12 protein-coding genes are annotated in these 12,363 nt (G+C 74.8%); 2 read left to right on the top strand and 10 right to left on the bottom strand.

All coding sequences use genetic code 11. The features are described from left to right. The 8 genes from ACFE67_RS10675 to ACFE67_RS10640 all read right to left on the bottom strand — a co-directional run. Positions 1–253 (bottom strand): hypothetical protein (locus ACFE67_RS10675; protein ID WP_375406858.1); only part of this gene is annotated, 253 nt, incomplete at its 3' end. Further along, positions 250–732, bottom strand: coding sequence for an RNA polymerase sigma factor (locus ACFE67_RS10670; RefSeq protein WP_375406857.1), 483 nt, complete (start codon positions 730–732; stop codon positions 250–252). The genes ACFE67_RS10670 and ACFE67_RS10675, both read right to left, overlap by 4 nt. A 109-nt stretch (positions 733–841) precedes the next feature. After that, the gene (locus ACFE67_RS10665) at positions 842–1,612 is read right to left on the bottom strand and encodes an SDR family NAD(P)-dependent oxidoreductase (RefSeq protein ID WP_375406856.1); all 771 of its coding nucleotides are present in this window, start codon (positions 1,610–1,612) and stop codon (positions 842–844) included. A 60-nt stretch (positions 1,613–1,672) separates the two neighbouring features. Then, positions 1,673–2,434 (bottom strand): hypothetical protein, encoded by a 762-nt coding sequence (locus ACFE67_RS10660; RefSeq protein ID WP_375406855.1) that lies wholly within the window; start codon positions 2,432–2,434, stop codon positions 1,673–1,675. Beyond that, positions 2,427–3,263, bottom strand: a complete 837-nt coding sequence (locus tag ACFE67_RS10655; protein ID WP_375406854.1) for a hypothetical protein — start codon at positions 3,261–3,263, stop codon at positions 2,427–2,429. Before ACFE67_RS10655 ends, ACFE67_RS10660 begins: the two co-directional genes overlap by 8 nt. Before the next feature lie 13 nt (positions 3,264–3,276). Then, on the bottom strand, positions 3,277–5,376 hold the full coding sequence (locus ACFE67_RS10650) for a heavy metal translocating P-type ATPase (protein WP_375406853.1): 2,100 nt from the start codon (positions 5,374–5,376) through the stop codon (positions 3,277–3,279). Further along, positions 5,376–5,795, bottom strand: coding sequence for a heavy-metal-associated domain-containing protein (locus tag ACFE67_RS10645; protein ID WP_375406852.1), 420 nt, complete (start codon positions 5,793–5,795; stop codon positions 5,376–5,378). Before ACFE67_RS10645 ends, ACFE67_RS10650 begins: the two co-directional genes overlap by 1 nt. Beyond that, the gene (locus tag ACFE67_RS10640; RefSeq protein WP_375406851.1) at positions 5,792–6,079 is read right to left on the bottom strand and encodes a metal-sensitive transcriptional regulator; all 288 of its coding nucleotides are present in this window, start codon (positions 6,077–6,079) and stop codon (positions 5,792–5,794) included. The genes ACFE67_RS10645 and ACFE67_RS10640 overlap by 4 nt, the downstream gene beginning before the upstream one ends. 88 nt (positions 6,080–6,167) lie before the next feature. Between ACFE67_RS10640 and ACFE67_RS10635 the strand changes: the two genes are divergently transcribed. Then, complete coding sequence (locus tag ACFE67_RS10635; protein ID WP_375406850.1) at positions 6,168–9,380, top strand: SNF2-related protein; 3,213 nt, start codon at positions 6,168–6,170, stop codon at positions 9,378–9,380. A gap of 74 nt (positions 9,381–9,454) precedes the next feature. On the opposite strand, the gene gabT is transcribed toward ACFE67_RS10635, so the two are convergent. After that, positions 9,455–10,837 (bottom strand): 4-aminobutyrate--2-oxoglutarate transaminase, encoded by a 1,383-nt coding sequence (gene gabT / locus ACFE67_RS10630; protein ID WP_375406849.1) that lies wholly within the window; start codon positions 10,835–10,837, stop codon positions 9,455–9,457. Positions 10,838–10,918: 81 nt separating this feature from the next. Here gabT and ACFE67_RS10625 point away from each other — a divergent pair, with 81 nt between their 5' ends. Next, positions 10,919–11,569: a nucleoside/nucleotide kinase family protein gene (locus ACFE67_RS10625; RefSeq protein WP_375406848.1), complete on the top strand. Its 651-nt coding sequence runs from the start codon at positions 10,919–10,921 to the stop codon at positions 11,567–11,569. Between the two features lie 58 nt (positions 11,570–11,627). On the opposite strand, the gene ACFE67_RS10620 is transcribed toward ACFE67_RS10625, so the two are convergent. Further along, positions 11,628–12,363: hypothetical protein (locus tag ACFE67_RS10620; RefSeq protein ID WP_375406847.1), on the bottom strand; the 736-nt coding region annotated here is incomplete at its 5' end.

Here is a 12,363-nt window from a genome sequence, read left to right as displayed (position 1 = left end):
TGGGCGCCGCGACGTTCGTCCGGGGACGCACGGCTCCGAAGACGGCGAGGGTCACCGCGATCACGACGACCGCGACCACGCCCGTGACGAGGATCGGCGCGAGGCGACGGCGCTCCGGCCTCCGAACCGGCTCGGCGGTCCGGTGCGGCTCGGCGAGCAGGAGGCGCAGGTCCGCCGCCGCGCGCTCGTCCGGCTGCGAGCCCAGACCGGCAGCCGGGTCCGCGGAACGCAGTCGATCGATGGGCGCGATCATGATCCCTCCGCCCAGGCGGTGGCGAACGCGGCGCGCGCCCGATGCAGGCGGACCCATACCGCCGCGGTGCTGCATCCGAGCACTCTGCCTGCCTCCACGGCGGACAACCCATCCCAGTACGTGAGCATCAGGACCTCCCTGGCTGCGTCGGTCAGCCCCTCGAGCACCACCGCGACCCGCTCGTCGGGCGCGGCGCGACCGCCGAGCAGCGCCTCCCCCTCCAGCGCCGACTGGAGCCGCCGATCGCGGTCCCGGCGCCGGTACGCATCGCCGACCCGGTTCCTGGCGACCCGGAGGAGCCACGCGCGCGTCGGCTCCGAGCCGTCGCCGTACGTGGCCCACGCGATGCGGAAGACGTCGACCGCGATCTCCCGCGCCGTCTCCCGGTCGTCGATGCGGCGCACGGCGTACGCGAGCACGGCGCCGTAGTGGCGACGGTAGAACTCCGCGAAGGCGTGCGCGACAGCGGTGTCGCTCACCTCTTCGGTCGGTCCCACACTCTGCATGTTGTCCGACGGCCGCCGATCCTTACTTCGTCGTTCAGGAAAAATGGTCACGCGGCGACCGTTTTTCCTGAACGACGAAAGGTCAGTGGACCGAGAAGCCGCCGTCCACCGCGATGCTCTGGCCGGTGACGTAGGCGGAGGCGGGGCTCGCCAGGAACAGGGCGGCCGTCGCGAAGTCGTCCGGGACGCCGTTGCGGCCGACCATCGTCCGGGCGGCGAGGGCCGCGACGCGCTCCGGGTCCTCCTGCAGCCGCGCGTTCAGCGGGGTCAGCACGAACCCGGGAACGAGCACGTTGCTGGTGACGCCGGAGGCGGACCACGCCTCCGCCTGCGAGCGCGCGAGCCCCTCCAGCGCCGCCTTCGAGACGCCGTAGGCGCCGCTGTCGAACAACGCGCGGTGCGCCTGCTGCGAGCTGATCGCGATCAGGCGGCCGTAGCCGCGCGCCGCCATCCCGGGCCCGAAGCGCTGCCCGAGCAGGAAGGGCGCGTCGAGGTTGAGGCGCATCGTCGCGTCCCAAACCGCTTCGTCGATGTCGGCCATCGGCGGCCGGAGGTTCACGCCGGCGGCGCTGACCACGATGTCGGGCTCGCCAGCCGCCGCGACGATCGCCTCCGCTGCCGCCCGGACCGCGTCACGCGTGCCGAGGTCGGCCGGAACCACGGCGACCTCGCCGCTCAGCGCCTCCGCGGTCGCCGCCAGCCGCGCCGGATCCCGTGCGACGAGCACGGTCCAAGCCCCGGCGCCCGCGAGCGCCGCGGCGATCGCGCGACCGATCCCGGAGCTGCCGCCGGTGACGACCGCGGTCCGCCCCTCCAGCGAGAACAGGCCGGCGAGGTACTCAGAGGTCGACATGCCCGAACGGTACGGGTTCCGCTTTGAAGGAGGTTCTGCGGCTGCGCGGCAGAAACTCCTTCAAAACGGAAGCCGCGCGAGGAGGGCGAGCGCCACCACGATCACCAGCTGCACCGCGGCGAGCGGCAGGAGCACCCGCAGCGACAGCCGGGCGACCAGCGGTGGGCGCAGCGTCGGGAAGCGGCGGGCGACGAGGACCAGCAGCAGGGTCAGCGCCACGGTTCCTCCGCTGAGCCAGGCCGGACCCGCGGGGAGGAACAGCGCTGCCGCGACCGCGGCGGCCGACACCGGCTGGGCGGCGAGGCCGGCTCCGACGAGCAGCCTGCCCGCCCCCGAGCCGACGTCGCGCGGAGCGACGGCCCATGGCAGGAGCACACCGCCGGCGGCCGTCAGGAGCGCGGCGACCGGCGCCTCCACGCCGGGCGACGGATCCGAGGACGCCGCGACGCTCGGCACCGCGAGCGCCAGCAGCAGCGGCACCTCGACCGCGACGGCTCGACCGGTGTACCGCAGGAGGCCGGTCCGGCCGAGGAGCAGCGCGCCCGCGATCCACCACAGCAGGTCGGCCGCCACGAACCCGAGGACGGCGTTCGGGAGGTCGAGCGCGACGACGCGCAGCACCGTCGCGGCCAGCAGCCCCGCGCCGCCGACCACCGGGAGGACGCGTGCCCGGGTCCGCAGCAGGCGCGCGGCCTCGGTCACCGGTGCCAGCACCGCGATCGACGCGGGCACGCCGACCCGGGCACCGTCGAGCACGGCCCGCAGCGCGACGACGCCGGCTGCCAGCACCAGCAGCACCGCCACCGCCACCGCATCAACCACGCGTCACCGGTTCCGTGGCCGCGATCAGGTACGGGAGGGACACCGCGGGCTGCCCGAGCAGCACGCGCCTCGGCGGCGGCAGCGCCTCCCCGGCGATCGCCGCCTCGAGCAGCGCGAGCACCCTGCCCCGGACGTCGATCGTCGGAACCTCCCGCGCCAGCACCCACCGCAGCGTCACGGAGCGCCGGACCGAGCGGGCGACCCCGCGCAGGCGCGGGCGGAGGCGGTCGCGCGACCGGCCCGCGAGCGTCAGGTCGACCACGCGGTCGAGCCGGAGGGCGAGGGCCGCCCAGCCCGCGAGGCGCAGCAGGCGCGCGGCGTCCGCGACGGTGAGGAGGAAGACGTCCGCGTCCTCCTCCGGCTCGGCGGCGATGCGGCGGACCCCCGCCGCCGTCACCAGGCCGTGCCGATCGGTCGCGACCTCGACGACGAGGCCGGCCGGCCAGTCCGGCCGCAGCGGCCCGAGCCGGGAGGCTGGAGGCGCGGGCCGCGCGGCGGGCGCCTCCGCAGCGGCACGACGCTGCAGCACCGCGTCGGCCAGCACCCGCGCCGCGCCGTCGAGCGCCGCCGGAAGCTCGTCGGCCGCGCGGACGGTCCGTCGCACCCGCGGCCCCGGCACTCGCGCCCAGATCCCGTCGACCGCCTCCACCACCTCCGGCCGCGGCGTGCCGCAGACGAGCACCAGATCGGTGTCCTCCGGATCGGTGCTGAGCACCCAGCCGCGCGCCCGCACCGCGGCTTCGGCGTGGAGGCGGAGGAGCGGCCGGCCGGGCAGCTCGACCACGAGCACGTGGACCCGCAGCAGCGCCAGGGACGCGATCAGCCCCACCGGTGCACGCCGCTCACGCCCGGAAGCGCGCCAGCCGGAGGCTGTTGCCGACGACGAGTACGGACGACGCGGCCATGGCCCCTCCGGCGATGATCGGGTTCAGCAGGCCCAGCATCGCGACCGGCAGGGCGGCCGCGTTGTACGCGAACGCCCAGAACAGGTTCCCGCGGATGATCCTGAGCGTCGCCCGGGACAGCCGCACCGCGGTCGCCACCAGCGCGGGATCGTCGCGGATCAGCACCAGGTCGGCGGCCGCCCCGGCGACGTCGGTGCCGCCGCCCATCGCGATCCCGAGATCGGCCGCCGCGAGCGCCGCCGCGTCGTTGACCCCGTCGCCGACCATCGCGACGACGTGCCCCGCGGCCTGCAGCGCACGGATGCGCGCGAGCTTCCCCTCCGGGGTCTCGCCGGCGAACACCCGCTCGATGCCGGTGGCCGCGGCGATCACGGTCGCGGCCCCCGCGTTGTCGCCGGTCAGCAGCACCGGTTCGAGGCCGAGGGCGCGGAGGCGCTCGACCGCCGCCCGGGACCCGGCGCGGAGGGAGTCCGCGACCTCGAGCACGCCGATCGCTAGACCGTCGCGCGCGACGACGACCGCGGTCCCGCCGCGCGACTCCGCGGTCCGGACCGCCGCCTGCGCCGCCGCCACGTCGACGCCGTCATCCGCGAGCCAGCCGATGCGGCCGACCTGCACGTGCGCGCCGTCGACTTCCGCGCGCACGCCGCCACCGGCGACCGCCGTGAACCCGGAGGCGATGCGGGCGCCGCCCGCGAGCGCCCGGCCGACCGGGTGCTCGGAGTCGTGCTCCGCCGCCGCGGCGAGGCGCTGCACCTCGCGCGCCTCCGCGCCGCCGAGGGCCACGACGCGCTGCACGGCCATCCGGCCGGTGGTCAGCGTGCCCGTCTTGTCGAGCACCACGGTGTCGATGCGGCGCGTGCGCTCGAGCACCTCGGGGCCGCGGATCAGCACGCCGAGCTGCGCGCCGCGGCCGGAACCGACGAGCAGCGCGGTCGGGGTCGCGAGTCCGAGCGCGCACGGGCAGGCGATGATCAGCGTCGTCACGGCCGCGGCGATGCCGCGGTCGACGTCGCCGGCGAGCAGCCACCCGACGAGCGCGACGACCGCGAGAACGAGCACCACCGGCACGAACACGGCCGAGACGCGATCCGCGAGCCGCTGCACGGCGGCCTTGCCGTCCTGCGCCCGGGCGACGAGCCGGCCGATGCGGGCGAGCTCGGTGTCCGCGCCGACGCGGTCGAGCCGGACCACCAGGCGCCCGCCGCCGACCGCGAGCGTGCCGCCGGTGACCCGGTCGCCGGGGCCCACCTCCACGGGTACCGACTCGCCGGTGAGGAGGGAGGCGTCGAGCGCGGATCTGCCGTCGAGCACCTGGCCGTCGCTCGGCACGGTGTCGCCCGGACGGACCACGATGCGGTCGCCGACCGCGAGGGACGCGACCGGCACCCGCTCCTCCACCTCGCCGACAATGCGCAGCGCGTCCTTCGCACCGAGGGCGATCAGCGCCCGGAGCGCGGCGCCCGCCCGGCGTCGGGCGGCCGCCTCCGCGACGCGGCCCGCGAGCACGAACACGGTGACGACGACGCCGACCTCGAGGTAGGTCCCGCCCGCACCGCGGACGAGCGCGACCGCGGACCACACCGTGGCCGCGAGCACGCCGAGGCTCACGAGCGTGTCCATCGTCGTCGTGCCGTGCCGCAGGTTCCGCAGCGCGGACCGGTGGAACGGCCACGCGCACCACGTGACGACCGGCAGCGCGAGCGCGGCCGTGAGCCACTGCAGCCCCGGTGCGAGCATCGACAGCAGGACCACCGGGGCCGCGAGCACGATCGCGACGACCAGGCGCGGGCGGAGGCGCCGGCCGTCGCGCACCTCGGGCCCGGAGCCGGCGGGACGCGCGCCGTAGCCGGCGGACTCGACGGCCGCGACGAGGTCCGGCAGGCGCACCGCACCGCGGACGACGGCGGTCTCGGTCGCGAAGTTGACGGTCGCGGTCGCGCCCGGCACCTTCCCCAGCCGCCGCTCGACCCGCGTCGCGCAGGCGGCGCAAGTCATCCCCGTGATGTCGAGGCGGACCTCGGTGGTGGCCGGCATCAGTGGGCCAGCGTGTAGCCCGCATCCTCGACGGCGGCCCGGATCTCGGCGCCGCTGAGCGCGCGGGAGGCGTCGACGACGACCGTCGACGCGGCACCGGGCTTCAAGTCCACGGACACGGCCTCGACGCCGTCGAGTGCGGAGAGCTCCTCCGTGATGCTCGCGACGCAGTGCTCGCACGTCATGCCGGCGACCTCGAAGCGCTGGCTCGTGCCGGCCGCCGCGTGGTGGTCGCCGTGCGCGTGCTGGTCGCCGTGCGCGTGGTGCGCTCCGTGGCCGCCGCACGCGCACGCGCCGCCACCACCGCACCCGCAGCCGCTCGTCGCCGACGCGCTGCTCGGTGCACTCTTGGCCGTCAGTCCCAGATCCTGCTTGTCCAAAGCGTGCATGGTGTTCCCTCCATCGGTCTTCATCGTCATCGCACGAGCCGCGCGATCGCGGCGGACGCCTCGCGCAGCTTCTCCTCCGCGACCGGGCCGCCCTCCGCGCTCGCCTCGGCGACGCAGTGGGCGAGATGGTCGTCGAGCAGCGCGAGCGCCACGGTCTCGAGCGCCTTCGTGGCCGCGGAGACCTGCGTCAGCACATCGATGCAGTAGGTGTCGTCCTCGACCATGCGCTGGATGCCGCGCACCTGGCCCTCCGCGCGCCGGAGTCGCTTCAGGAGGTCGTCCTTGTTCGCGACGTATCCGACCTGCCCGTGCATGCGCCCATGGTACCCCCATGGGGTATGCCGTCGTGCGCGGATCAGGCTCGTTCCGCCAGGCTGTCGGAGGCGTTCGTAGGCTTGAGCGGTGCAGCTCGACCAGTCGATCGTCATCGTGGCGGGCACGCGCGCGGCGAGCGCCGGGCTGGCCTACGCCGTGCAGCAGCGCGCACGGGTCACCGCGCTCGATCTCGCCGGCGGCACGGTGGAGGGGGTGTGCACCGGGTCCGCCGGCGCCGAGTACGCCACCACGGCCTACCTGGATCACGATCGCGCCGGCGTCACCGTCTTCGCAGGGGGCGAGTGCGACTGCTTCGTCGGTGTCGACTGCAAGCACACGGTGGCGCTCTACCTCACCGCCACCTGGGGCGGGACGACGGGTGTGCGGCAGCTCCCGCCCGCCGCGGAGTGGGAGCGGACGCTCGGACGCATCTTCCCGAGCACCGCCCACACGGAGGCGATCCCGCTCGCCCTCGCGTTCGAGACGAGCCCCGCTCGCGCGGTCCGGTGGCAGCCCGCGACGGTCCCGCCCGACCACGCCGTGCTGCGGATCCGGCCGATGCGCGTCGGGAAGCGCGGCACGTGGGTGCAGACCGGGGTGGGCTGGCGCGACTTCCAGTACGGGGTCACGGCCGGTTTCGCGCCGGCGCACGGCCGCGCGATGCAGCCGCTCGCCGGCTTCCTGCTGCGCAACGACTTCTCCGCGAGCGCCGGCTGGCACGGCATCGACCACGTCGATCCGACATCGTGGGTGCTGCTCCGCGCCGTGCAGGACGCGGGCATCCCCCTCGTGGAGCCGGCCCGCGGCCACGCGCCGGTGCTCATCCGGGAGCTGCCGGCCGACCCGGTCGTCGACCTCGTGGAGGAGAAGGGGGGCGTCCGGCTCACCGCGCGGTTCGACCTGCCGGACGGCCCACCCCTCACCGACATCAAGCCGATCGGCGCACCGGCCGTCGGCGTCGCGGGGCGGGACCCCGACGGCATCCTGACGCTCGTCGGCCTGCGGCACGCGGCGCCGCAGGAGTGGGGAGCGGTGCGGGCGGCGGGCGACGTCCGGGTGCCTGCGGAGGATCGGGAGCGCTTCGAGCGGACCCTGCTGCCGAGGATCGGGACGCGGGTGGGGTGGCGCTCCCTCGACCGGTCGTTCGCGCCGACGCCTCCTGCACCGCCCGTTCTCGAGGTCGAGGTCGACATCGCCGACGATCTGCGAGCGCCGACCGCCACAGTCCGGCTGGGCTGGCGGTACGGCTCCGACGCCTCCGGTCTCCGCCTGCCGCTGGCCGCGCGGGTCGACGACGAGGGGCCGCGCAACACGGAGGCGGAGGAGCGGATCGCGCGGTCGACGGCGGAGGTGCTGGCGGCGGTGCCCGCGCTGCTGGACGACGGCCGGCCGCGCGACCGGTCCACGGTGACCGGCCGCGAGGTCACGACGCTGGTGGCCGACCTCCTGCCCCGGCTCGAGGCGCTGGAGTCGGTCGACGTGCGGATGCGATCGGCGACCCCGGACTTCCGGGACCTCGGCGAACCCGAGATCCGCGTCGGCCTGGCGCCCGGCACGGACTGGTTCGACCTCGACGTGGCGGTCACCGTGAGCGGGCGGACGGTGGCGACGGCGGAGCTGATCACGGCGCTCGCGCACGACGAGGACACCCTGTTCCTCGACGACGGCGGCTTCGTGCGGCTCGATCAGCCCGAGCTGGTCCGCCTGCGCGACCTGCTCGAGGAGGCCAGGGCGCTCACCGACCCCCGGGCGCCGGGCCTCCGGGTCAGCCGGCTGCAGTTCTCGTGGTGGGAGGAGCTGCTCGCGCTCGGCGTCGTCGACGAGCAGGAGCGGGCGTGGATCGAGGCGCTCCGGGTCGCCGCGACCGCGCCGACCGCCGCGCCGCCGCTGCCCGACGGCCTGCTGGCCGAGCTGCGGCCGTACCAGCTCGAGGGCTACTCGTGGCTCGCCCGGCTGCGGCGCGCGGGCCTCGGCGGCGTGCTCGCGGACGACATGGGGCTGGGCAAGACGCTGCAGAGCCTCGCGATGATCCTCGATGCGCGCCAGGAGGATCCGGAGGCCGGGCCGTTCGTGGTCGTCGCGCCGACCTCGGTCGTGTCGAACTGGGCGGCCGAGGCCGCGCGCTTCACGCCGGCGCTGCGCATCGCCGAGGTCACGCAGACGGTCGCGCGGCGCGGCGTGCCGCTCGCCGAGTTCGCCCGCGGCGCCGACGTCGTCGTCACCTCCTACGCCCTGTTCCGGCTCGAGTACGACGACTACGCAGCGCTGGCGCCGAGCGGGCTGCTGCTCGATGAGGCGCAGAACGCGAAGAACCACCAGTCCAAGGCCTTCGCCTGCGCGAAGCAGCTACCCGCCCAGGTGAAGTTCGCCGTCACCGGCACGCCGATGGAGAACAACCTCGGCGAGCTGTGGGCGATGTTCTCGATCACCGCGCCCGGTCTGCTCGGGTCGCCGAAGCAGTTCACCGAGCACTACCGCACGCCGATCGAGCAGGGCGGGCAGCCCGAGCTGCTCGACCGGCTGCGCCGCCGGGCGGCACCGTTCCTCCTCCGGCGCACGAAGGACCAGGTCGCGACCGACCTGCCGAGCAAGCAGGAGCAGCGGATCGACGTGGAGCTCGCGCCGGCGCACCGCAAGCTCTACGCGAGGCAGCTGCAGCGGGAGCGGCAGCGGGTGCTCGGGCTGGTCGACGACCTCGACCGGAACCGCATCGAGGTGCTGAGCGCGCTGACCCGGCTGCGGCAGCTGGCGATCGATCCGTCCCTCGTCGCCGGCGGCGAGGACGCGCCCGCCGGCTCCTCCTCCAAGCTCGACGCCCTGATCCCGCTGCTCGAGGAGGCCGCGAGCGAAGGGCACCGGACGCTGGTGTTCAGCCAGTTCACGCGGTTCCTCGACCGCATCGAGGCCCGGCTGATCGCCTCCCGCATCGCGTTCGTGCGGCTCGACGGCACGACGCGGCGCCGGGCGGAGGTGGTGCGCTCGTTCGCCGAGGGCACGCAGCCGGTGTTCCTGATCAGCCTCAAGGCGGGTGGGACGGGGCTGAACCTCGCGATGGCCGACTACTGCATCCTCACGGACCCGTGGTGGAACCCGGCGACGGAGGCGCAGGCGGTCGACCGCGCGCACCGCATCGGCCAGACGCGACCGGTCATGGTCTACCGGCTGATCGCGAAGGACACCATCGAGGAGAAGGTGATGGCGCTGCAGGACAAGAAGCGCGCGCTCGTGTCCGACGTGATGGGCGGCGGTGACGGCGGCGGGGCGATCAGCGCCGCCGACATCCGCGACCTCCTCGGCTGACCGGCAGTCGCGTTCACGGATCAGGGGATCTGGACGGCGCGTGCGCGCGTCCAGATCCCCTGATCCGTGAACGCTCAGGAGGCGGGGGTGATGCCTGGCTCGCCGACGCCGGCGAAGGACTCCAGCGCCGACTCCAGCACCCCGGCCGCGTCGTCGAGCAGCGCCTCCGAGATCACGACGGAGGGCAGGAGGCGCAGCACGCTGTCCCAGCTGCCGGCGTCGAGCGGGATGACGCCGTGGTCGGTCGCGTAGTGCAGCACGTGCTTCAGCAGGGCCGGGTTCGGCTTGCGCGTGCCCGGCAGCACCAGCTCGACGCCAAACATGGCGCCCTTGCCGCGCACCTCGCCGACCGTGTCGTACCTGGCGGTCCAGCCGCCGAACCGGTCGACGATCGCGCGCTCGACGCGCTGCGCCTCCCCGATCAGGTCCTCGCGCTCGATCAGGTCCAACACCGCGAGCGCCGCCGCGGTCGAGACCGGGTTGCCGCCGAACGTGCCGCCGATGCCGCCGGGCTGCACGGCGTCCATGATGTCCGCGCGCCCGGTCACCGCGGCGAGCGGCATGCCGCCGGCGATGCCCTTGGCGGAGGTGATCAGGTCCGGCACGACGCCGTGATGCTCGATCGCGTACCAGGCGCCGGTGCGGGCGATGCCCGACTGGATCTCGTCCGCCACGAAGACGATCCCGTTGTCGCGGCAGTACTCCGCGATCCGCGCGAAGTACCCCGGCGCGGGGATGACGACGCCGCCGTCGCCCTGGATCGGCTCCGCGAAGAACGCGGCGACCTCGCGGGCGCCGACGTGCGTCTCGATGTAGTCGATCGTGCGCTCGGCCGCCTCCTCGCCGGTGAGGCCGTCGCGGAACGGGTAGCTGATCGGCACCGAGTAGATCTCGCCGGGGAACGGGCCCATCCCCTCCCGCTCCGGCCAGGGGCGGTAGGTCATCGCCATCGTCATGTTCGTGCGGCCGTGGAAGGCGTGGTCGAGCACGACGAGCGCGCGCCGGCCGGTGAAGCGGCGGGCGATCTTCGCGGCGTTCTCGACCGCCTCCGCGCCCGAATTGACGAGGACCGAGTGCTTCTCGAAGTCGCCGGGCGTGATCTCGGCGAGCTTCTCCGCGACCCGCACGTAGTTCTCGTAGGGGGTGACGGTGAAGAGCGTGTGGGTGAGCTTCGCGACCTGCTCGGCGACTGCGGCGGCGACCGCGGGATGGGCGTGCCCGATCGTGGTGACGCCGATGCCGCAGCCGAGGTCGATCAGCCGGTTACCGTCGACGTCGACCAGGATCGCGCCGGCCCCGTGGTCCATGTAGATGTTCGCGAGCGTGCCCGCGCCCCGCGACACCGACTTCACGCGGCGTTCCTGCAGCGCGAGCGACTTCGGCCCGGGCAGCGCCGTGACGACCTTGCGCTCCTGCGGAACGGAGAACGTGCGGGTCGGGACCTCGCTGAGCGTCATGCCCCCCAAACTAGGCACATCGCCCCCGCCGCACCCCCGAACGCGCCGCGCTCCTCCCCCTCCAGGGGCATCGTGCAGGCGATGGACTTCGACGATGCGCTCGCGCGGCTGCTCGGACTGCTCGACCCGGGCGACCCTCCGAGTGCCCCAGGACGGCGCCGCGTGCTGCTCGGCATCGCCGGCGCACCGGGAGCGGGCAAGACGACGCTCGCCGAGCGGCTGGTCTCGGCGGTGCAGGAGGACGGCCGGTTCCGCGCCGCGCACGTGCCGATGGACGGCTTCCACCTCGCGGACGCCGCGCTCGATCGGCTGGGCCGCCGCGACCGGAAGGGCGCGATCGACACGTTCGACGGGTGGGGCTACCGGGCGCTGCTGCAGCGCCTCCGGGACCGCCGCGACGAGCCCGTGTACGCGCCCGGATTCGAGCGCGTGCTCGAGCAGCCGATCGCCGGCAGCATCGCGGTCGGCCCGGAGGTCGACCTGGTCGTGTCGGAGGGGAACTACCTGCTGGTCGACGCCCAGCCGTGGCGGGCGGCCGCCGACCTGTTCGACGAGGTGTGGTTCAGCACCGCACCCGTCGAACTCCTGCGCGAGCGCCTGGTCGCCCGGCACATCGCGTTCGGCAAGAGCCCCTCGGAGGCAGCGGCGTGGGTGGATGCGGTGGACCTCCCGAACGCCGCGCTGATCGAGCCGACGCGCGAGCGCGCCGACGCGGTGATCACGACCGCCTGATCCTCCGCTGTGGAGGAAGGTCCGTCCTACACAACGGCGGGTCCTGAGCGCCCGCGGCTCAGCGCGGTACCGCGTGCAGCACGAGATCGCCGGACCGCGCGAGCACCGGCAGCGCGTCGATCCGCCGCTTCGTCGCCGCCGACAGCCCGGTCCCGCCACGATCGACGATCACCGCGTCGCCGCTCAGCAGATAGCGGGACACGAACCGCTGCCAGATCTCGCTGTCCGGCCGGTCGTCGGAGACGACCGGGAAGCCGGGCCGCTCGAACGTCCAGCCCGTCACGTCCGGCCACACCTCGCAGCCGCGGCCGAGGTCGCGCGAGAGCGTGCCGATCGCGGCGAGCAAGCCGGGGTCGTCGGAGCGGATGCAGCCGCCCACCTGCGCCGCGGCGGCGGCGATCGGGGCGAGCGAGGGGGTCGCGGCCGGAGGCACGAGGTCGCGTTCCAGCGTCGGCGCGGCCGCCGCTGCGGCCAGCAGCACGCCGAGGCCCGCGGCGAGCAGCCGCCTCCGGACCCGCTCCAGCACCACCCCGACACCGATCCCGAGCACGAGCGCCATCCACGGGCCCGTGAAAGCGACGTAGTGCGCGAAGAAGGAGGGGCTGGTCAGCAGCACGATTCCCGTCGCGGCGAGCAACGCCACCGCACCCCGTCCGAGCGGCGTCCAGCACGCGGCGACGGCCGCGCCCAGCACGACGACGGCGACCAGGGCCGCAATTACGAGCGCGGTCCGGTGCGATACGGCGTCCGAGCCGTTCGTGAACGCCGCACCCGTCAGCACGACGAGCCGACCG

It is taken from the genome of uncultured Amnibacterium sp. (assembly GCF_964244015.1).
Lineage (GTDB): Bacteria > Actinomycetota > Actinomycetes > Actinomycetales > Microbacteriaceae > Amnibacterium.
Note: the sequence above shows the minus strand (reverse complement) of the source record. Positions and strands in the feature narration are given on the sequence as shown.